This is a genomic window from Amycolatopsis nalaikhensis (assembly GCF_030264295.1).
GTDB classification, from domain to species: Bacteria; Actinomycetota; Actinomycetes; order Mycobacteriales; family Pseudonocardiaceae; genus Amycolatopsis; species Amycolatopsis nalaikhensis.
The window spans coordinates 9,939,446-9,960,230 of record NZ_CP127173.1 but is presented as its reverse complement, the minus strand read 5'-3'; the positions used below and the strand labels follow the sequence as shown (position 1 = coordinate 9,960,230).

17 protein-coding genes and 1 pseudogene are annotated in these 20,785 nt (G+C 71.9%); 8 read left to right on the top strand and 10 right to left on the bottom strand.

Going from position 1 to position 20,785, the window contains the following annotated elements; genetic code table 11:
* Positions 1 to 57: 57 nt before the first annotated feature.
* On the top strand, positions 58 to 288 hold the full coding sequence (gene secG / locus QP939_RS48360; RefSeq protein ID WP_003071471.1) for a preprotein translocase subunit SecG: 231 nt from the start codon (positions 58 to 60) through the stop codon (positions 286 to 288).
* Between the two features lie 106 nt (positions 289 to 394).
* Positions 395 to 739, top strand: a complete 345-nt coding sequence (locus QP939_RS48355; RefSeq protein WP_033262808.1) for an RNA polymerase-binding protein RbpA — start codon at positions 395 to 397, stop codon at positions 737 to 739.
* Positions 740 to 900: 161 nt separating this feature from the next.
* On the opposite strand, the gene QP939_RS48350 is transcribed toward QP939_RS48355, so the two are convergent.
* Positions 901 to 2,100: a sensor histidine kinase gene (locus QP939_RS48350; protein WP_285453696.1), complete on the bottom strand. Its 1,200-nt coding sequence runs from the start codon at positions 2,098 to 2,100 to the stop codon at positions 901 to 903.
* A 121-nt stretch (positions 2,101 to 2,221) separates the two neighbouring features.
* A complete protein-coding gene (locus QP939_RS52120; RefSeq protein WP_352252877.1) occupies positions 2,222 to 2,413 on the bottom strand; it encodes a response regulator transcription factor in 192 nt (63 codons plus the stop codon).
* Between the two features lie 1,603 nt (positions 2,414 to 4,016).
* Between QP939_RS52120 and QP939_RS48340 the strand changes: the two genes are divergently transcribed.
* Positions 4,017 to 4,889 (top strand): class I SAM-dependent methyltransferase, encoded by an 873-nt coding sequence (locus QP939_RS48340; protein WP_285453694.1) that lies wholly within the window; start codon positions 4,017 to 4,019, stop codon positions 4,887 to 4,889.
* Here QP939_RS48340 and QP939_RS48335 read toward each other — a convergent pair.
* The gene (locus QP939_RS48335; RefSeq protein ID WP_285453693.1) at positions 4,859 to 5,923 is read right to left on the bottom strand and encodes an FAD-dependent oxidoreductase; all 1,065 of its coding nucleotides are present in this window, start codon (positions 5,921 to 5,923) and stop codon (positions 4,859 to 4,861) included. The two genes, QP939_RS48340 and QP939_RS48335, sit on opposite strands and share 31 nt — an antisense overlap.
* A gap of 81 nt (positions 5,924 to 6,004) precedes the next feature.
* Here QP939_RS48335 and QP939_RS48330 point away from each other — a divergent pair, with 81 nt between their 5' ends.
* Positions 6,005 to 6,571 carry a TetR family transcriptional regulator gene (locus tag QP939_RS48330; protein WP_285453692.1) on the top strand — a complete coding sequence of 189 codons (567 nt, stop codon included), beginning with the start codon at positions 6,005 to 6,007 and terminating at the stop codon, positions 6,569 to 6,571.
* A 123-nt stretch (positions 6,572 to 6,694) separates the two neighbouring features.
* On the opposite strand, the gene pgl is transcribed toward QP939_RS48330, so the two are convergent.
* From pgl to tkt, 6 genes and pseudogenes are all read right to left on the bottom strand, one after another.
* A complete protein-coding gene (pgl, locus tag QP939_RS48325; RefSeq protein WP_285453690.1) occupies positions 6,695 to 7,474 on the bottom strand; it encodes a 6-phosphogluconolactonase in 780 nt (259 codons plus the stop codon).
* Positions 7,471 to 8,448, bottom strand: a complete 978-nt coding sequence (gene opcA / locus QP939_RS48320; RefSeq protein WP_285453689.1) for a glucose-6-phosphate dehydrogenase assembly protein OpcA — start codon at positions 8,446 to 8,448, stop codon at positions 7,471 to 7,473. Before opcA ends, pgl begins: the two co-directional genes overlap by 4 nt.
* On the bottom strand, positions 8,445 to 9,971 hold the full coding sequence (gene zwf / locus QP939_RS48315; protein WP_285453688.1) for a glucose-6-phosphate dehydrogenase: 1,527 nt from the start codon (positions 9,969 to 9,971) through the stop codon (positions 8,445 to 8,447). The genes opcA and zwf overlap by 4 nt, the downstream gene beginning before the upstream one ends.
* Positions 9,968 to 11,590: a phosphoglucose isomerase-related protein gene (locus QP939_RS48310; RefSeq protein ID WP_285453687.1), complete on the bottom strand. Its 1,623-nt coding sequence runs from the start codon at positions 11,588 to 11,590 to the stop codon at positions 9,968 to 9,970. Before QP939_RS48310 ends, zwf begins: the two co-directional genes overlap by 4 nt.
* Positions 11,591 to 11,598: 8 nt before the next feature.
* Positions 11,599 to 12,711: a transaldolase gene (gene tal, locus QP939_RS48305; RefSeq protein ID WP_285453686.1), complete on the bottom strand. Its 1,113-nt coding sequence runs from the start codon at positions 12,709 to 12,711 to the stop codon at positions 11,599 to 11,601.
* A 17-nt stretch (positions 12,712 to 12,728) separates the two neighbouring features.
* Positions 12,729 to 14,832, bottom strand: a pseudogene (gene tkt, locus QP939_RS48300) (transketolase).
* A gap of 284 nt (positions 14,833 to 15,116) precedes the next feature.
* Between tkt and QP939_RS48295 the strand changes: the two are divergent.
* The 4 genes from QP939_RS48295 (at position 15,117) to QP939_RS48280 (ending at position 19,729) form a co-directional block, all read left to right on the top strand.
* The gene (locus QP939_RS48295; protein ID WP_285453685.1) at positions 15,117 to 16,097 is read left to right on the top strand and encodes a heme o synthase; all 981 of its coding nucleotides are present in this window, start codon (positions 15,117 to 15,119) and stop codon (positions 16,095 to 16,097) included.
* 151 nt (positions 16,098 to 16,248) lie between these two features.
* Positions 16,249 to 16,860: a hypothetical protein gene (locus QP939_RS48290; RefSeq protein WP_285453684.1), complete on the top strand. Its 612-nt coding sequence runs from the start codon at positions 16,249 to 16,251 to the stop codon at positions 16,858 to 16,860.
* Between the two features lie 60 nt (positions 16,861 to 16,920).
* Positions 16,921 to 19,152: a HelD family protein gene (locus tag QP939_RS48285; protein WP_285453683.1), complete on the top strand. Its 2,232-nt coding sequence runs from the start codon at positions 16,921 to 16,923 to the stop codon at positions 19,150 to 19,152.
* Positions 19,153 to 19,162: 10 nt separating this feature from the next.
* Positions 19,163 to 19,729: an FKBP-type peptidyl-prolyl cis-trans isomerase gene (locus tag QP939_RS48280; protein WP_285453682.1), complete on the top strand. Its 567-nt coding sequence runs from the start codon at positions 19,163 to 19,165 to the stop codon at positions 19,727 to 19,729.
* Positions 19,730 to 19,785: 56 nt separating this feature from the next.
* Here the strand turns inward: QP939_RS48280 and QP939_RS48275 are convergent, their stop codons facing one another.
* Positions 19,786 to 20,754, bottom strand: coding sequence for a quinone oxidoreductase family protein (locus QP939_RS48275; protein ID WP_285453681.1), 969 nt, complete (start codon positions 20,752 to 20,754; stop codon positions 19,786 to 19,788).
* Positions 20,755 to 20,785 lie beyond the last annotated feature (31 nt).

The following is a 20,785-nucleotide window of genomic DNA, read 5'->3' as shown; positions in this document are numbered from 1 at the left end:
GGGGTTCGGAAACGACCATGCCGTACCCCTGCATTCTCCTAGAGCCCAGAGGATGACATGAAGCTGTTCCTGCAAATCCTGTTGATCGTCTCCAGCGTCCTGCTGGTGGTCGCCGTGCTGCTGCACCGCGGCCGGGGCGGTGGCCTGTCGTCGCTGTTCGGCGGTGGGATGCAGTCCAGCCTGGCCGGGTCGAGCGTGGCCGAGAAGAACCTCGACCGGATCACCCTGCTGCTGGGCGCGGTGTGGCTGATCAGCATCGTGGGCCTGGGTCTGCTGCTCAAGGTGTGAGGCGTCCGGCGTCCCGTCCGCCGGCCACGACCGGGTCAGCGGCAGGGCACAGTGATTCGGCGTGCCTATTGGGGGGCGCGCCGCCGATTCCTAGGTGTGAGGATTCATGGTTGGCGGTAACGCGATTCGGGGCACCCGGGTGGGTGCCGGTCCTACGGGCGAATCGGAACGGGGAGAGTCGGCGCCGCGCCGCCGCATCTCCTACTGGTGTGCCAACGGGCACGAGGCCCGGCCGTCGTTCGCGCTCGACGCGGAGATCCCCGATGAGTGGGACTGCCCCCGCTGCGGGCTCCCGGGGGGCCAGGACGAGAAGAACCCGCCGGCCGCACCGCGGACCGAGCCGTACAAGACGCACCTCGCGTACGTGAAGGAGCGGCGCAGCGACGCCGACGGCGAGGCGATCCTGGCCGAGGCGCTCGACCGCCTGCGCAAGCGCCGGGAAATCATCTAGCTTTCGTGGCTGGAGCCACCCCGGGACACCTCGGGGTGGCTTTTCGCGCGTTCAGCCCGGCCCGGCGGGCTGAAGGGTCCTTTCCTCGCATCAGATGACAGGAAAGCGCCCTTCAGCGCATCTGATGCGATGAACGTCCCCTTCAGCCCAGGGGCCGGAGGTCAGCGATCCAGCGGATACCGCGCCCGCACCCGGAACCCACCATCCTCGGTATCCGACGTCTCGAAGCTCCCGCCCAGCAGCCGAGCCCGCTCGGCCAGCCCGGTCAGCCCGTGCCCGCCCGAAGGCAACGCCTCCGCCGGGCGGCACGCCCGCTCGTTGCGGACCTCGATCTTGAGCGCCCCGTGCTCACCCTGGATGCGGATCGTCGCCGTCGCGCCCGGGGCGTGCTTGTGGACGTTCGTCAAGCACTCCTGGACCGTCCGGTACGCCGCCGCCGAGACCTGGTTCGGCAGGGCCTCCGGCAGGTGCTCCACCGACAGGTGCACCGGGACCTCCGATGTGCGGATCAGCCGGTCGAGGTCGTTGATGCCCGGGCGGGGGCCGTCGTCGTCGGCGTCCGAGCGCAGCACGCTCAGCAGGGACCGCAGCTCCTCCAGCGTCCGCTTCGACAGCGTGCGGATCACCTGCGCCGTCTCCTGCGCCCGGTCGTCGGCCGTCTGGGCCTGCAGGGCGCCCGCCTGCATCGCGATCAGCGTGATCTGGTGGGAGACGACGTCGTGCATCTCGCGGGCCAGCCGCGCTCGCTCCTCGGCGCGGACCGCGTCGGCGTGGAAGCGGCGCTCGCGGTCGCGGCTCGTGGCCAGCTCGGCGAGCTTGTTCGACACCTCGGCCCGCGCCCCGATGAGCAGGCCGATCGCGATCGGCATGCCGGCGACGAGGACGCCGTAGATGCCGTCGAGGATGTGCTCGCGCCAGCTCAGCTCGGCGAAGTCCTCCAGGGGCCACTGCACGAACCGGCAGGTCCACACCAGCGCGGCGCCCACCCACACCTGCCAGTGCAGCTGGCGCCGGGTGGCGAGCATGCCCAGCGTGATCATCGACGCGAGCTGCGCCCACCCGGCCAGGAAGCCGGGGACGGCGACGAGCACCGCGAGGAACGGGAACTTCCGGCGGAACACCACCGCGAGGCACGCCGCGCCGGAGAGCCAGATCGAGTACGGCTGGGCCTTCTCCGGGATCACCAGCCAGACGTCGAGCACGGCCAGGATGACCGCGGCCGCTTCGATGGCGAACGTGACCAGCGCGGGGCGCGGCACCGAGCCGAACAGGCTCAACCCCCGCTTTCGCACCCGCTCGGCGGCCGACGGCCCCGAGCCCGCGATCGAGATGCCTGGAATCGAGAGTCCCTCTGTACTCATCGCTGGCGACCCCATTCGTCTTGTGGACTTGATGATGAGAGGTGCTCAGAGCCCGATCGGGACGCGCAGCCGCACACAAATGTGCGGATGCTAACGAGGTCGGGTGGGAAGACGGTAAGTTTCACCCGCCACCGGAGTACTGGCGTCCGAATTCCGCAGGGAATTGCTCCGTTCGGGGGTACTGAGCGGCCGTCGCGCTACCGAGACGATGACCCCGGACCGCGAATGCCGCCGCTTCCGCCCGGCTGGTGAGACCGAGCTTCGCGAGGATGTTGGACACGTGGTGCTCGACCGTCCGGCGGCTGACGAACAGCCGCGCCGCGATGCCGGGGGTTCGACAGCCCCTCGCCGAGCAGGTCCAGCACCTCGCGTTCCCGGGCCGTCAGGGTACCGCTGCCGCGCGGGCCGGTGTGCCCCCGAACGCCGAGGCGGCGCAGCAGGCCCGTGGCGGCGTCGGCGTCCCGCGTGGCCGAGAGCCGCTGGAACGACTCGAGCGCCGTCCGGGCTTCGACCAGCGCGAGTTCAGGCTGGGCTGTCGCGAGGACGTCGGCCAGGTCCAGGCGGACGCGCGCGGCCTCCAGCGGCAGGCCCAGCCGGGCGAACGCGCTCAGCGCCGACTCCAGTGACCCGGCCGCGTCCTGCCCGCGTGCGGCCGCGACCAGCCCGGCGGCGTGGTCGGCGAACGCGGCGGCCAGCGGCGCGGTCGGCAAGTCTCGCAGCCGGAGAGCGGCTTCGGCGGCCGCGTCGGCGTCGCCGAGCGCCAGCCGCGCCTGGACGAGCAGCATCAGCAGGGGAGCGGCCAATTCCGCCGGGGGATCGGTGCGGAAGAACCGGTCGATCCGGGCCGCCGCCAGCTCCGCCTCGCCCCGCGCCAGGTGCAGCTCGACCTGCGGCTTGACGGCGTACGCGTCGTGCTCGGCGCCCGCCAGCAGCTCACCGGCCTCGGCCAGGCGGCCCTGGCGGACGCGCAGCGCGGCCAGCCGCACCACGGCCGCCGCGCGCAGCGCCCGGTAGGTCCGGTCGTAGAGCTCGATCGACGTGACGAGCTCGCGCTCGGCGTCGGCCCACCGGCCGGCGGCGGTCAGCACGCCGCCGTAGTGCGTGCGGCAGATCGCGCTGATCGGCACCCGGTCGGTGCGCGCGACGAACCGGTCGGCCAGCGCCAGCCAGTCTTCGGCGCGCCGGACGTCGCAGGTCAGCTCGCAGGCGTGCAGCATCTTGCAGTACATCGCGCCGATCGACACGAGGTCGGCCACCTCGCCGGCCGCGACCGCCGCGAGGGCTTCGTCGAGCAGCGCCATCCCGGCGTCGACGTCGCCCGCCGCGACGAGGTGCAGCCCGCGCAGGCTCATCGCGTCGAGCACCAGGTCGGTGTCGCCGCAGCGGGTCGCGATGGCCGACGCGGCGCTCAAGTGGCGTTCGCGCCCGGCTTCGTCGGTGCTCAGCACGGCCAGGGTCAGCTCGACGCGGGCGCGTTCCGGGCAGTCGCCGGCGGCCTCGGTCAGCCGGACCGCCCGGCCGAGCCAGCCGCGCGCGACGGCGGCGCTGCCGTGCACGACGCCGTACAGATATCCGGCGAGCCGTGCGCAGACCGACGCGCGCAGATCGTTCCCTTCCGCGCGGAACGCGGTGAACGCGCGCTCGGCGGCTTCGATCGCGCCGGCGTAGTCGCCTTCGGAGAACAAAGCCTGCGCGAGGCCGTCGAGGGCTTCGCCGCCCGGGCCCGCCTGCTCGAAGCACGCCCTGGCCCGCGCCCACTCACCTTCGGCGAGTGCGCGGCGGCCGGCCTCCAGCGCGTCCTGCACGGGCTCATCGTGCCGCAGAACGGCCCGCGCCGAAATGGTCGAACTCACCCATGCCGCACCGCCGCGCCCCGGCCGATGATGCCGTCACCAGCGAAAACCCCGGAGGCAGCGATGACGACGCTCAGCACCGCCCACGACGTCAAGGCCTGGCAGCGCACCGGCTGGAGCGAGCAGGCCCGGCACTGGTACCGCCAAATCGAGGTGACCCGGCGGCAGTGGGAGCCGCTGTCGGACGGCGTGCTCGACCTGGCCCGGGTCACCGCCGGCGACCGCGTGCTCGACCTGGCCTGCGGCGTCGGCGACCCGTCGATCGCCGCGGCCCGCCGGGTCGGGCCGTCCGGGAAGGTGATCGCCACCGACCTGGCGCCGGACATGGTCGCCTTCACCGCGCAGCGCGCGGCCGAGGAGGGGCTGACTACGGTCGAGACGCACGAGATGGACGCCGAGGCGATCGACCTCCCGGCCGCGAGCGTCGACGCCGTCGTCTGCCGTCTCGGGCTGATGTTCGTGCCCGACCTGGACCGCGTGTGCGCGGGCGTCCGCGACGTCCTGGTGCCGGGCGGCCGGTTCGCCACGGCGATCCCGTGGCGCCCGGCCGGCCAGGCGATGCCGCGGCTCATCGGCGCGATCCTGGCCGCGCTCGACCTGCCGCCGCTGCCGCGGCCCGAGCCCGGCAGCCCCGGGATCTTCAGCCTCGCCGACGCGTCCGTCGTCTCGGCCGCGCTGGAGGGGGCGGGGCTGACCGGGATCGAGATCCGGCCGTACACGCTGCTGCACGACTTCGTCTCGCCCGACGAGTGGCTCGAGTTCCTCTTGGCGCTGAACCTGCCACTGCGGCTGCACCTGGCCGGGGTGCCCGAAGCCCGGATCCGCGGCACGCGCCAGGCCGCGATCGACGCGATGCGGCCGTGGATCCAGGACGACGGCCACGTCCGCTTCACCGCGTACGGCTACTACGCGGCGGCTTCGCGCCCCGCCGGGTGATCGTCGCTCAGCAGGTGGTGCAGGCCTTCGGCGCAGGCTGCCGCGGTCTCGATCGACCGCGGCAGCATCCCGGCTTCGTACGCGCGGACGCCGGTGCCCGTGGCCAGCGCGGTGGCGAGTTCGGTGCCGTCCAGGAGGGCGAGGTTCGCGCCGACGCCGAGCGGCGGCATCAGGTGCGCCGCGTCGCCGAGGAGCGTGAGGCTCGGCGTGTGTGTCCAGGCGTGGGGGACCGGCAGGACGTACAGAGGACGGTGCGTGAACCCGCTGTCGTTGTCGGCGAGGAAGCCCAGCAGTTCCGGGTGCCAGCCCGCGTAGCGCTCGAGCAAGTTCTCGCGCTCCGCGTTCCGCGCGTCTTCGGTCGCGTAGAAGGTCGCGTAGCAGCGGATGTGGCCGTTGCTGTTGCGCTGCGCGAAAAGGGCTTGGCCGCCGCGCTTCGCCACCATCGTGCCCTGGCCGGTCAACGCGGCCAGCGCCGGGTGGCGGCGGTCGGCGTCGTCGAGGCCGAACTCGACGAAGGTGACGCCGCTGTATTCGGGCCGGACGCCGGTGAGCGCGCGGCGGACGCGGGACCACGCGCCGTCCGCGCCGACGACGAGGTCGAAGTCCTCGGTGCCGCCGTCGGCGAACGTCAGCCGGGCGCCGGGGGTGACGTCGGCGACCGACCGTCCCCAGTGGACGGTGCCGGGTACGAGCGAGCCGAGCAGGAGGCCGCGCAGCTGACCGCGGTCGATCTCCGGGCGGAACTCGTCGCCGTCCTCGGGGATCTCGTCGTCGACGACCTCGGCGGTCAGCGCGTCCACGGCGCGCATCTGCTGGCCTTCGGGGCGGGCGAGGGCGCGGAACTGCTCGTGGAGGCCCGCCGTGCGGAGGGCGGCCTGGCCGGTGTCGGCGTGCATGTCGAGGGTGCCGCCCTGGGGGCGGGCGTCGGGCGAGGGTTCTTGTTCGAAGACGGTGACGTCGAGGCCGTGGAGCTGCAGGACGCGGGCGCAGGCGAGTCCGCCGAGGCCGGCGCCGACGATGGCGATGGAGTTCATGGTTCCCAGAAAAACACAGTGACTCAAAAAGTGCAACGACTTAACTTTTGAAGTGAGTTCACCATCGCGTAGGCTGGGCGCATGACGGAAGTGATCGGACGCCGCGAGCGCAAGAAGGCGCAGACGCGACAGGCGCTGGCCGACGCGGCACTGGCGCTGTTCCTGGAGCGCGGCTTCGACGAGGTGGGGGTGAAGGAGGTCGCGGACGCGGCCGACGTCTCGGTGACGACGTTGTTCAAGTACTTCCCGAGCAAGGAAGCGCTGCTGTTCGACCAGGAGGCCGACATCGAGGCGGCCCTGGTGAACGCGGTGCGCGGGCGGCCGCCGGGGCGGTCGATCGTGGACGCGCTGCGCGAGCACATCCTGCGCGACGTCTCCGACGGCGGCCCGGACGACGAGTTCCTGGCGCTGATCGAGAGCACGCCGGGGCTGCGCGACTACGCGAGGCGGATGTGGATGCGCCACGAGACGGCGCTGGCCCGCGCGATCGCGGAGGAGTCGGGAGCGCCGGAGGACGACGTCTCGTGCGCGGCACTGGCGCGGTTCGCGTTGGCCTCGCGGGAGCTGATCACGGGCCACGAAAACCCGCGCGCGGCGGCGGAGGAGATCTTCGGCCGCCTGGCCCGGGGCTGGCGGCCGGCGAGCTGAAGGGGACTTTCCTGGCATCAGATGCCAGGAAAGTCCCCTTCAGCTCACCACATGCGCCCAACGTCCCCTTCACGACGGAGGCCCCCTCGGCGCGAACCGAGGGGGCCTCCGTCGAGAAAGGACTCACGCCGTGGGCGGCTGGTACACCTTCGTCAGCTTGCCCGCGGCGGCCCGGTCGAGCAGCCACAGCGTCCGGCGGTGCCCACGCGCCCCGGCCACCGGCAGCTGGACCTCGCCCGCACCGGCCAGCGCCAACGCCACCGCGTCCGCCTTCGCGTCGCCCGCCGTCATCAGCCACACGTCCCGCGCCCGGCGGATCGCCGGGAGCGTCAGGGAAACCCGCGTCGGCGGGGGCTTGGGGCAGTTGCGCACCGCCACCACCGACCGCTCGGTCTCGTACACCGCCGGCGACTCCGGGAACACCGACGCCGTGTGCCCCTCGCCGCCGAGACCCAGCAGCATGATGTCGAACGACGGCACGTCGCCGTGGTCCTCCGGGCCCGCGTTCGCCGCGAGCACGGACGCGTAGGCCTCGGCGGCGGCGTCGGGATCGTCGCCGAACTCGCCGTCCGACGGCGCCATCGCGTGCACCCGCTTCGGGTCGAGCGGGACGTGGTCGAGCAGCGCCTCGCGGGCCTGCTTCTCGTTCCGCTCGTCCGAATCCGCCGGGACGAACCGCTCGTCACCCCAGTAGACGTCCAGGCGCGACCAGTCGATCGCGTCCCGGGCCGCCGACGCCCGCAGCTCCGAGAGCACCGCGATGCCGGTGCCGCCGCCGGTGAGCACGAGCGACGCCGACCCCTTGGCCGCCTGGACGTCCACCAGCCGGGTCACCAGCCGGGCGGCCGCGGCGGCGGCCAGGAGGTCCTGGTTCGCGTAGACGACGACCTCGGTCTTGCTCATGAGGCGCTCTTCGCGGCCGTGGCCTTCTTCGCCGCCGCGGCAGCGGACGGCGCCGAGCCCGTGGTGATCTTCCCCAGCCCGCGCAACGACGTCTCGTACACCTCGTCCGGGTCGAGCCGGCGCAGTTCCTCGATCAGGCAGTCCTGGTTGTCGCGGCGCTGCAGCGCGATCCGGCGGGTCGGCTGGCCCGGCTGGGTCAGCGTGCCGACGCGGCCGTCCGGCCGGTGCAGCTCCACCGGGCCCGAGCGGCGGTCGAGGGTCACCGAGATGATCCCGGCCGCGCCGGTGCTCTTGACCCGCTTCACCGGCACCTTCAGGTACTCGGCGAGCCAGGCGGCGAGCAGCTCGGTCGACGGCGAGTCGGCCTCGCCGGTCACCGTCGCGCTGGTCACCTTCTCGAACGGCGGCAGGTCCAGCGCCGACACCAGCTGCGCCCGCCAGCGGGTCAGCCGGGTCCACGCCAGGTCGGTGTCGCCCGCGGTGTACGCCTTCGCGCGGGTCGTCAGGGCCCGCACCGGGTGCTTCTCCGCGGCGGAGTCGGTGATCCGGCGCTGGGCCAGCTCGCCGAGCGGGTCCTTCGCCGGGTCCTTCGGCCCGGCGCCCGGCCACCACGTGACGATCGGCGCGTCCGGCAGCAGCAGCGGCACCACCGCGCTCTGGCCCTGCGAGGCCAGCGGGCCGTAGAGCCGCAGCACGATGACCTCGCTCGCGCCGGCGTCGCCGCCGACCCGGATCTGGCCGTCTATGCGCGGCGCCGCGGTGCGCGCGCCCTTGGCCACCACGATCACCCGCGACGGGTGCTCGCGGCTCGCGCCGTTGGCCGCCTCGATGGCGTCCTCGAGGTTGGCGTCGTCGTCGGCCACGATCACCAGCGTCAGCACCCGCCCGAGCGCGACTTGCCCGCCCTGTTCGCGGATCTCCACCAGCTTCTTGTTCAGGGCCGAAGTCGTGGTGGACGGCAGGTCGATGATCACGGGCGCCTCCATTTCCGGCCGGTGCGCTCCAGCATTTCGTCGGCGGACGGCGGGCCCCACGTGCCCGGCGGGTACTGCTCGGGCGCGGTGCCCTGCTTCGCCCAGTGCTCGAGGATCGGGTCGAGGATCTTCCAGGAGAGCTCGACCTCTTCGTTGACCGGGAACAGCGACGGCTCGCCGAGCAGGACGTCCAGGATCAGGCGTTCGTAGGCCTCGGGGGAGGACTCGGTGAACGCGTGCCCGTACCCGAAGTCCATCGTGACGTCGCGGACCTCCATCGTGGTCCCCGGCACCTTCGAGCCGAACCGCAGCGTGATGCCCTCGTCCGGCTGGACCCGGATGACCAGGGCGTTCTGCCCCAGCTCCTCGGTCGACGTCGAGTCGAACGGCAGGTGCGGCGCCCGCTTGAACACGACGGCGATCTCGGTGACGCGGCGGCCGAGCCGCTTGCCGGTGCGCAGGTAGAACGGCACCCCGGCCCAGCGGCGGTTCTGCACCTCGAGGGTCACCGCGGCGTAGGTCTCGGTCTTCGAGTCCTTCGCGAAGCCCTCTTCCTCCAGCAGGCCGGGCACCTTCGTGCCGCCCTGCCAGCCGCCGGCGTACTGCCCGCGGGCGGTCGTCTCGCTCAGCGGGCCGACCGGCGTGACGCCGGAGAGCACCTTGATCTTCTCCGCGCGCAGGGCCCGCGGCTCGAACGAGAGCGGCTCCTCCATCGCGGTGAAGGCCAGCAGCTGCAGCAGGTGGTTCTGGATGACGTCGCGGGCGGCGCCGATGCCGTCGTAGTACCCCGCGCGGCCGCCGAGGCCGATGTCCTCGGCCATGGTGATCTGCACGTGGTCGACGTAGTTGGCGTTCCAGATCGGCTCGAACAGCTGGTTCGCGAAGCGCAGCGCCAGGATGTTCTGCACCGTCTCCTTGCCGAGGTAGTGGTCGATGCGGAACACCGACTCCTCGGGGAAGACGTCGTTGACGATCGCGTTCAGCTCTTCGGCGCTCTTCAGGTCGTGGCCGAAGGGCTTCTCGATGACGACGCGGCGCCAGGTCTTCTCGTCGGCGTTCGCCAGCCCCGAGCGGGCCAGCTGCTTGGTCACCACCGGGAACGCGCTGGGCGGGATCGACAGGTAGAACGCCGTGTTGCCGCCGGTGCCGCGCTCGGCGTCCAGCTCGCGGACGGTCTCGGCGAGCCGGTCGAACGCGTTGTCGTCGTCGAAGGTGCCCTGCACGAACCGGATGCCTTCGGCGAGCCGGTTCCACACCGACTCCTTGAACGGCGTCCGCGCGTGCTCCTTGACCGAGTCGTGCACGAGCTCGCCGAAGTCCTGGTGCTCCCAGTCGCGGCGGGCGAACCCGACGAGCGAGAAGCCGGCGGGCAGCAGCCCGCGGTTGGCCAGGTCGTAGATGGCGGGCATCAGCTTCTTGCGGGCCAGGTCGCCGGTGACGCCGAAGATCACCAGGCTGGACGGCCCGGCGATCCGCGGGAGCCGCTTGTCCCGCGGATCGCGCAGCGGGTTGGTCCACGTCATGCGGTGACCTCCTGTACCGCGCGGACGACCGCCGCGAGCCCGGCGGCCCGGTCGGTCAGGTGCAGGCGCAGCACCGGGCGGCCGTGCTCGGCGAGCACCTGCCCGTCGCCCAGGGCCTGCGCGTGCTGCAGCTGCCCCAGCGTGTACGGCCGGTCCGGCACGTCGAGGTCCTGCTCGACGGCACCGGTCAGCTGCAGGAAGACACCGTTCTGGTGCCCGCCCTTGTGGTACTGGCCGGTGGAGTGCAGGAACCGCGGGCCCCAGCCGAACGTCGTCTGCTTCCCGGTGCGCTTGGCGATCTCGCCGCGCAGCACCGACGTCGAGGCGTCGTCGAGCCGGTCGAGGTAGGCCTGCACGGCGATGTAGCCCGCGTCCGGCGCCGAGGCGAAGAACGCGCGCAGCACGTCGGTCAGGCTGCCGTCGGTGGAAACCCCTTCGGAACCGAAGATCTCGACCGGGCCGTCCACATTGGACGCCGTTTCGCCGCCCTTCAGCTTCTCCGGGTCGTCGAGCAGCGCGCGCGCCGCCTTCTTGGCCGCCTCGACGTCGGGCTGGTCGAACGGGTTGATCCCGATCAGCCGCCCGGCCAGCGCCGTGGCGAACTCCCACAGCAGGAACTGCGCGCCGAGCGAGCCGGTGACGGCGATCTTCGCCGACCCCTGCGCGCTCCCGACCGCGGTGGCCGTGGCGTCGGCGCCCGCGTCGGCGAACCCGGCCGCCTCGGGGCCTTCGACGGCGACCGGCAGCAGGCCGGTGCCCAGCTTGCCGGTGGACTCCGCGATCAGCTGCTCGGCCCAGTCCGGGAAACCCTTGATGCCCGAACCGGTGTCCGCCAGCACGACCTTCTCGGCACCCGCCTCGTGCGCCGCGGCCCACGCGGCGGCCAGCTTGACCGCCGGGTTGGCCGCGTCGTCCTTGGCGAGCTCCTCGGCCACCGAAGCGGCCTGGTCGAGCAGCCGGGCGACGTCCGCGCCGGCGAGCCCGGCCGGGACGAGCCCGAACGCGGTCAGCGCCGAGTAGCGGCCGCCGACGTGCGGGTCCGCCAGGAAGACCTTGCGGTAACCCTCCTTTTCGGACAGTTCCTGCAGCGGCGAGCCCGGGTCGGTGACGACCACGATCCGCCGCGCCGCGTCGATCCCCGCGTCGGCGAAGGCCTTCGCGAAGATCCGCCGGTGGCTGTCGGTCTCGACGGTGCCGCCCGACTTCGACGACACCACGATCACCGTGCGCTCGAGGTCGCCCGCGAGCGCGTCGGCGACCTGGCCGGGGTCGGTCGTGTCGAGCACGGTCAGCGCGACGTCGTCGGTCCCGGTGATCACCTCCGGCGCCAGCGACGAGCCGCCCATGCCGGCCAGCACGACGCGGTCGACGCCCTCACTCCGCAGCTCGGTCCGCAGCGCCTCGATGTCGCCGATCAGCGGCCGCGACGACTTGTGCAGCGTCGTCCACGACAGCCGGATCGACGCCTCGGGCTCGGCGTCCGACCCCCAGAGCGTCGCGTCCTGCGCCGCCAGCTTCGACGCGGCCCGGTCGGCGACCAGCCGCTCGGCCAGCGGCGCGGCCCGCTCCGCCAGTTCGGCGTCCACGATCTCGACGCCGGTCTTTTCCCCTGTCGTCATCTCGTGCTTCAGCCCTTCGCCTTCGCCAGCTGGCCGGTGACGGTCTCGAGCAGCTCCACCCAGGACTTCTCGAACTTCTCGACGCCTTCGTTCTCCAGCGTCAGGAAGACGTCGCGGATGTCGATGCCGACGCCCTCGAGCTTGTCGAAGACCTCCTGCGCCTCGGCGCCGCGGCCGGTCACCTGGTCACCGGTGATCTCGGCGTGCTCGGCGACCGCGTCGAGGGTCTTCTCCGGCATCGTGTTGACGGTGTCCTTCACGACGAGCTGGTCGACGTAGAGGGTGGGGGAGTAGTCCGGGTTCTTCACGCCGGTCGAGGCCCACAGCGGCCGCTGCGCGTTCGCGCCGTCGGCGGCCAGCGCCTTCCAGCGGTCGGAGGCGAACAGCTCCTCGAAGGCCGCGTACGCGAGGCGGGCGTTGGCGACGGCCGCCTGGCCGCGCAGCGCCTTGGCCTCGTCGGTGCCGATCGCGTCCAGGCGCTTGTCGATCTCGGTGTCCACGCGGGACACGAAGAACGACGCGACCGAGTGGATGCCGCGCAGGTCGTGGCCGTTGGCCTTCGCCTGCTCCAGGCCGGCGAAGAAGGCCTCGATGACCTTCCGGTAGCGCTCGACGGAGAAGATCAGCGTGACGTTGACGCTGATGCCCTCGGCGAGCGTGCGGGTGATCGCGGGCAGGCCCTCTTCGGTGGCCGGGATCTTGATCAGCACGTTCGGCCGGTCCACGGTCTTCCACAGGTCCTGCGCCTCGGCCACCGTCTTCTCGGTGTCCTTGGCCAGGCGCGGGTCGACCTCGATGGAGACGCGGCCGTCGACGCCGTTGGTGGCGGTGTAGACGTCGCGGAACAGGTCGGCGGCGTTGCGCACGTCGGTCGTGGTCAGCTCCCGGATGGTCGCCTCCACGTCGGCGCCGCGCTCGGCGAGCTGCTTGGTCTGCTCGTCGTAGGCCTCGCCCTTCGACATCGCGTTGGCGAAGATCGTCGGGTTGGTCGTCACGCCGACGACGTGCTTGTCGCGGACCAGCCCGGCGAGGTTGCCGGTGTTCAGGCGTTCGCGCGAAAGGTCGTCGAGCCAGATCGAAACACCGGCGTCGGACAGCTGCGCCAGCTTGTCGTTGCTCATTTGCTGCGTCACTTCCTTCAGTTCTTGGTGTTGGCGATCGAGCGACGGGCGGCCTCGACGACGGCTTCCGCGGTGAACCCGAACTCGCGGAACAGCGTCGCCGCGTCGGCCGACGCACCGAAGTGCTCGATCGAAACGTTCACCCCGGCGTCACCGGTGAAGCGGTGCCACGACTGGGCCACGCCGGCCTCGACGGACACGCGGGCCTTCACCGTCGGCGGGATGACCGCGTCCTTGTAGGACTGCTCCTGCGCGTCGAACCACTCGACGCACGGCATCGACACGACGCTCGTGGGGACGCCGTCGGCCTCGAGGGTCTTGCGGGCCTCGACGGCCAGCTGCACCTCGGACCCGGTGGCGATGAGGATCACCTCGGGTGCGCCGTTCGACGCCTCGGCGAGCACGTACCCGCCCTTCTTCACGCCCTCGGCGTTGGTGCCCTCGAGCACCGGCACGTTCTGCCGGGTCAGCGCCAGGCCGGACGGGTGGTGGACGTCCTCCAGGACGGCCTTCCACGCGTACGCGGTCTCGTTGGCGTCCGCCGGGCGGACGACGTTGAGGCCCGGGATCGCGCGCAGCGCGGAGAGCTGCTCGATCGGCTGGTGCGTCGGGCCGTCCTCGCCGAGGCCGATCGAGTCGTGCGTCCACACGTAGATGACCGGCGCCTTCATCAGCGCGGCCAGCCGGACCGGCGGGCGCATGTAGTCGGAGAAGATGAGGAACGTCGCGCCGTACGGGCGGGTGCCGCCGTGCAGCGCGATCCCGTTGAGGATCGAGCCCATGGCGTGCTCGCGGACGCCGAAGTGCAGCGTCCGGCCGTACGGGGTGGCCTGCCACATCTCGGTGGCGGCCTTCTCGGGCCCGAACGAGTCGGCGCCCTTCATCGTCGTGTTGTTGCTCTCGGCCAGGTCGGCCGAGCCGCCCCACAGCTCCGGCAGCGGCTCGGCGAGGGCGTTGAGCACCTCACCGGAGGCCTTGCGGGTCGCGATGCCCTTGGCGTCCGGCTCCCAGGACGGGAGGTGGTCGGCGAAGCCGTCGGGCAACGTGCGGGTCGAGAGCCGGTCCGCGAGCTTCTTGCGCTCCGGGTTGGCCTGGGCCCACGCGTCGTACTTCTCCTGCCACTCGGCGCGCGCGGCCTTGCCGCGGTCGAGCGCCTGGCGGGTGTGCTTGAGCACGTCGTCCTCGACCTGGAAGGACTGCTCCGGGTCGAAGCCGAGGATCTCCTTGACCGCGGCGACCTCGTCGGCGCCCAGCGCGGCGCCGTGCGCCTTGCCGGTGCCCATCTTCTTCGGCGCCGGGTAGCCGATGACGGTCCGCAGCGCGATGAACGACGGCCGCTGCGTCTCGGCCTTGGCGGCCTTGATGGCCTCCTCGATCGCGACGACGTCCTCGCCGCCCTCGACGACCTGGGTGTGCCACCCGTAGGCCTCGTAGCGCTTCACGGTGTCCTCGGACAGCGCGATGTTCGTGTCGTCCTCGATCGAGATCTTGTTGTCGTCCCAGAAGACGATCAGGTTCCCCAGCTCCTGGCGGCCCGCGATGGACGAGGCCTCGGAGGTGACGCCCTCTTCGATGTCGCCGTCGGAGGCGATCACGAAGATGTGGTGGTCGAAGATGCTCTCGCCGGGCGCGGCGTCCGGGTCGAGCAGGCCGCGTTCGCGGCGGGCGGCCATCGCCATGCCCACGGCGTTCGCCAGGCCCTGCCCGAGCGGGCCGGTGGTGGTCTCGACACCCTTGGTGTGCCGGTACTCCGGGTGACCGGGGGTCTTCGAGTCCCACTTGCGCAGCTGCTTGAGGTCCTCGAAGCTCGAGGCCGAAGCCGGCGAGGTACAGCTGGATGTAGAGGGTGAGGCTCGAGTGACCGGCGGAGAGGACGAACCGGTCGCGGGCGGGCCACTCCGGGTCGCTCGGGTCGTGCCGCAGGGTGCGCTGGAACAGCGTGTAGGCCAGCGGCGCCAGGCTCATCGCCGTGCCGGGGTGGCCACTGCCACAGTTTTCCACCGCGTCGGCCGCCAGCACCCGGACGGTGTCCACGGCGCGGGTGTCGGTGTCGGTCCAGTCGGCGGGCGTGTTGCGCCGGAGGAGCGGGTTGTTCTCGCTGGTAGTGGCGGTTTCGGACACTGAACTCCAACTCCCGGTCATGATGGTTGCGGCTGGTCTTCCTCGTTCCGGTTACCCGTGCGCGCGGCTACTTATCTCAATCGATCCCGAAGGGACGATATTCCTGCTCGCGGCCATGCGCAGGGGCAATCGCGGCCCGTCGCGGCCAGCCTAGTGCTTGGCGGTGTCGAGGACCCGCGATCACCCACGGGATTCACCACGTCTAACATCGTTCGAGGGTTCAGACCGGCGTTCCACCACGGCCTTCCGGCACGGACCCGACCGAACCTGACGCAGGGAGTGAAATGTCGTTGGTGAACGCTGCGCACGGACGCAGTGACGACACCAGCGCCGTGCACCCGACCGGTGAGCGACCGCACGGTGACCGGCGAAGCCTCCGCCGGGTGGTGGGCGCGTACGCCGCCTTGGCGAAGCCGCGGGTCATCGAGCTCCTCCTGGTGACCACCATCCCGGCGATGTTCCTGGCCGGCCGTCAGATCCCGTCGCCGTGGCTGGTGCTGGCCACGCTGGTCGGCGGGACGATGGCCGCGGGCAGCGCGAACGCGCTCAACTGCGTGATCGACGCGGACATCGACAAGGTGATGAACCGCACGAAGCGCCGTCCGCTGGTGAAGGACTCGGTCCCCCGGCGCGGCGCGCTGATCTTCGGCCTCGTGATGGGTGTCGCGTCGGCGGCCGTGCTGTATTTCACGGTGAACCTGCTGTCGGCGATCCTGGCGGTCGCGACGATCTTGTTCTACATCTTCGTCTACACGCTCGGCCTGAAGCGGCGCACGTCGCAGAACGTGGTCTGGGGCGGCGCGGCGGGCTGCATGCCGGTGGTGATCGGCTGGGCGGCGGTCACGGGCACGGTGCAGTGGCCGGCGTTCGTGATGTTCGGCGTCATCTTCTTCTGGACGCCCCCGCACACGTGGGCGCTGGGCATGAAGTACCGCGACGACTACGAGCGCGCGGGCGTCCCGATGCTGCCGGTGGTCGCGACGGCTCAGCACGTGGCCCGCCAGATCGTCATCTACTCGTGGGTGATGGTGGCGTGGACGCTGCTGCTGCTCCCGGTGACGTCGTGGCTGTACGGAACGTTCGCGATCCTCGCGGGCGGCTGGTTCCTCTTCTACGCGCACAGCCTCCAGGCGGCGGTGCGGCGGGGTGAGGAGACGAAGCCGATGGCGCTGTTCCACCGGTCGAACACGTACCTGATGATCGTGTTCGTGGCCCTGGCGGTCGACTCGGCCATCGGGCTGCCCACCCTCGGCCTGCCGTTCTGAGACGCGCCGAGGTCGGCGCCGACCACACGTCATCACCCGAGCGGGTGGCGGAGCTGCTCGGCGACGCGGAGGATCCCCGAGGAACGGGCTGTGGCGAGACCACGACCTGGCAGTCCGCCGCGCGAACCATGGTCTCCGTGGTGGCCGGTTCGTGAGAACTCCGATGATCAAGAAGATCGGCGTCGGCGCGGTCGCGGTCGTCGTCTTCGGGCTGCTGGCCCTCCTCGGTCGCGGCAGGGTGTCGCTCGACACGAACCAGCTGCTCGGCACGGGCTGCGCCATCCCGTCCCGGATCACGGCCCTCCCCGGCCCGGCACCCGACGGCGGCGCTGTCCGCGTCGCCGAACAGGGGCCGGGTGCCGCTGTGCTGGAGAACACCAGCACGCTGGCCGCGTACCGGATCCCGGTCACGTCCGGTGGCCGGACCGTCGAGGTACCGGTGCTGCTCCCGGGGGAGCGGATCGGGGTCGCGCTCGACCGGCCGGTGGTCGGTTCGACGGTTTGGCTCGCGCCCGAGGCTCTCGGCGGCTTCACGCCGGTGAGCGCTGTCGTCGTGCCGGGTGGCGTTCGCTACTCCTCGGCGAACTGCCGGGCCCTGACCAGCCGCGGAGCTGCCGTGCTCTTCCGCGACTCCTCCGGGCACCTCACCGGCGGGGAGCAGCTGCCGCCGTCGAGCGTGTCGTGCGCGGTGGGGGAGCGGGTGCTTCCCGTCACCGGCCGGCCCGGCGAGATCTACCCGTACTGCGACCTCCGGCCGGAATGATCGCGCAGCAGTGACCGTTAGACTTGTTCGGCTCTTTTCCTTGAGGCGAAAGCAGGATCTTTGTCTTCGGACGACTTCACCGCCGAGCTCGCCCGCGAGCAGGCGTACGTCACCACCCTCTACGAGAAGCTCGACGCCGAGCGCCTCGACGCCCAGCGCCGCCTCGACGAGACCCTCCGGCAGACCGGCGGCACCCCGCAGGCGCGCACCGAACGCGACGTCGCCACCACCCTCTACACCGACCGGCTCGCCCAGCTCGGCTCCGTCGAGCAGGGGCTGGCCTTCGGGCGCCTCGACTTCGTCCCCGAGAGCGCCGAGGAAACCACCTACATCGGCCGCCTCGGGTTGTTCGACGAGGACGACGACTACAAGCCCCTCCTCGTCGACTGGCGGGCGCCCGTCGCGCGGCCCTTCTACCTCGCCACCGCCGCGTCGCCCGAAGGCGTGCGACGGCGGCGGCACCTGCGGTCGCTGACCCGCAAGGTCACCGGCTTCGACGACGAGATCCTCGACCTCACCGCCGCCGACCAAGGTCAAGACCTCGGGCTCGCCGGGGAGGCCGCGCTGCTGGCCGCGCTCGAACAGCGTCGCACCGGTGAGATGAGCGACATCGTCGCCACCATCCAGGCCGAGCAGGACCGCATCATCCGCGCGCCGCTCGGCGGCGTCATGGTCGTGCAAGGCGGTCCCGGCACCGGCAAGACCGCCGTCGCGCTGCACCGCGCCGCCTACCTGCTCTACACGCACCGCCAGCAGCTCACCACCCGCGGCGTGCTCGTCGTCGGCCCGAACAGTACCTTCCTGCGCTACATCGGCCAGGTCCTGCCGTCGCTCGGCGAGACCGGCGTGCTGCTCGCCACCATCGGCCAGCTCTACCCGGGCCTGGACGCCGACGGCGTCGAGCCGCGCGAAACCACCGAGGTCAAGGGGCGGCTGGTGATGGCCGACGTGCTGGCCAACGCCGTCCGCGACCGCCAGCGCGTGCCCGAACCGGTCATGGAGATCGAGTACGAGCACGACGTCCTCAAGCTCGACCGCAAGACCTGCACCGACGCCCGCACCCGCGCCCGCCGGTCGCGGCGCCCGCACAACCCCGCGCGGCGCCTCTTCGTCTCCGACGTCCTCGACGCCCTGACCCGCCAGGCCGCCCGGAAGCTCGGGGAGGACCTCCTCGACGGCCAGGACCTGGCCGACATCCGCGCCGAGCTCGCCGCGGACGAGAACATCGCGGCGGCGCTGAACGAACTGTGGCCGGTGCTGACGCCCGAAGGCGTGCTCGACGACCTGTTCGCCGACCGCGAACGGCTCGACAGCGCCGCCCGGAAGCTCCTGCCGGAGGAAGACCGCGCGCTGCTGGAGAGCGGCCGCGACGCGCGCTGGACGCCCGCCGACGTGCCGCTGCTCGACGAGCTGGCCGAGCTGATCGGCGTCGACGACACCGAGGCCCGCGTCGAGCGCAAACGCCGTGAGCGCGAGGATCGCGCGTACGCCGAGGGCGTGCTCGACATCCTCGAGCAGGACGAAGAGATCATCGACGAGGAGCTGCTGCGCGTCTCCGACGTCCTCGACGCCGAGCTGTTCGCCGAACGCCAGCAGGCGCGCAGCGAGCTGACCGCCGCCCAGCGCGCCGCGCAGGACCGGACGTGGACGTTCGGGCACGTGATCGTCGACGAGGCGCAGGAGCTGTCGGCGATGGACTGGCGGCTGCTGATGCGGCGCTCGCCGAACCGGTCGATGACGCTGGTCGGGGACGTCGCGCAGACCGGCGCCGCCGGGGGCGCGCGGTCGTGGGGCGAGGTGCTCTCGCCCTACGTCGAGGTCCGGTGGCGGCTGGAGCAGCTGACCGTGAACTACCGGACGCCCGCCGAGATCATGGCCGTCGCCGCGCGGGTGCTCGCGGAGGTGGATCCGGCGCTGTCGGCGCCGTCTTCGGTGCGGGAGACCGGGGTGCCGCCGTGGTCGGTGCGCGCTCCCGTCTCGGAGCTGCCGGGGCTGGCGGCGCGCGAGCTGTCCGAAGTGGACGGTGGCACGGTGGCGGTCCTGGTGCCGTCCGGCCGGCTGGATGAGGTGTCCGCGCTGCTCGGCTCGCCCGACGAACGGCTGAGCGTGCTGACCGTCGAGCGGGCGAAGGGCCTGGAGTTCGACTCGGTGGTGCTGGTCGCGCCGGACGAGGTCGTCGCGGGTTCGCCGCGCGGGCTCAACGACCTGTACGTCGCGCTGACGCGCGCCACCCGGCGGCTCGGCGTGGTCCGGACCGGTGACGACGTTCCGGCACTCTCCGTGCTTGGCTAGGGTGCCTCGCATGCAGAAGATCGGGAAGATCGTGGTCGTCGCCGCGGCGGCGTTGTCGCTGGCCGCGTGCGGCCAGGACGCCAAGACCCAGACGGCCGCCCCGGCGGGCCCGTCCGTGCCGTCGTCCGACGCCGCCCAGGCGACCCAGAGCAAGGGCCGCGAGTGCACCGCGGACGACATCAAGACGACGGGCAAGTTCGGCGAGAAGCCGGCGATCACCATCCCCGACGACTGCGACCCGCCGAAGAAGCTGATCACCAAGGACCTGTCGGAGGGCACCGGCAACGGCGCGAAGGCCGGCCAGCCGCTCAAGATGAACTACCTGCTGGTGACGTGGTCGGACCGGAAGGTGCTGGACAACTCCTACGACCGCGGCGAGACGTTCGACCTGAACCTCGGCGCGGGCGAGGTCATCCCGGGCTGGGACAAGGGCCTGGAGGGCATCAAGCAGGGCGGCCGCCGGCTGCTGATCATCCCGCCAGACCTGGCCTACGGCCAGGGCGGCCGCGGCATCGAGCCCAACGAGACGCTGGTCTTCGTCACCGACGCCGTCTCGGTCCCGACCGACAAGGGCTGAGGGCTCTCCCCGTGAAAGCGCCGCCCCGGGCGGCACTTTTCACGGGAAAGTGCCGGTCAGGGGATGAGCAGCAGCTTGCCGGTGGTGCGGCGGGCCTGCAGGTCCTCGTGGGCCTGGCGGGCGTCGGCGAGCGGGTACTTGCCGCCGATGCGGATGGTCAGCTCGCCCGCCTGGATCGCGTCGAACAGCTCCTTCGAGCGCCAGTCGATCTCCTCGCGCGTGCGCGTGTAGTGCGCCGACGTCGGGCGAGTCAGGTAGAGCGAGCCGCCGGAGTTGAGGCGCTGCGGGTCCACCGGCGGCACCGGGCCGCTCGACGCGCCGAACAGGGCCAGCAGCCCGCGGACCTTCAGGCTGGCCAGGCTGCCGTCGAAGGTGTCCTTGCCGACGCCGTCGTAAACGACGTCCACACCCTCGCCGCCGGTGAGGTCGCGGGTGATCTTGGCGAAGTCCTCGCGGTCGTAGCGGATGACCTCGTCGGCGCCGGCTTCGCGGGCCAGCTTCGCCTTCTCCTCGGTCGACACCGTGCCGATCACGCGGGCCCCGCGCGCCTTCGCCAGCTGGACCAGCAGCAGCCCGACGCCGCCCGCCGCCGCGTGAATGAGTACGTCGTGGCCCGGCTTGACCTCGAACGTCGACGCCACCAGGTAGTGCGCCGTCATGCCCTGCAGCATCGTCGCGGCCGCCGTCTCGAGGGAGACGCCTTCGGGCACCTTCACCGCCACCGACGCGGGCACGAGCTTGCGTGCCGCGTAGCTGCCGATCGACCCCTGCCAGGCGACGCGGTCGCCCGGGGCGAAGCCGCTTTCGGCGCCCGCCTCCACGACCGTGCCCGCGCCCTCGAGGCCCAGCACGAACGGCACGTCCATCGGGTAGATGCCCTGGCGCTGGTAGGTGTCGATGTAGTTGACGCCGGCCGCGGCGACGTCGACCAGCAGCTCGCCGGCCTCCGGGGCCCGGACGTCCACTTCGGCCGGTTCGAGCACTTCCGGGCCGCCGGTCTTCGTCACCTGCACTGCGGTGGGCATGCGTCCTCCTCGGGTCGGGTTCTCCCAGGCA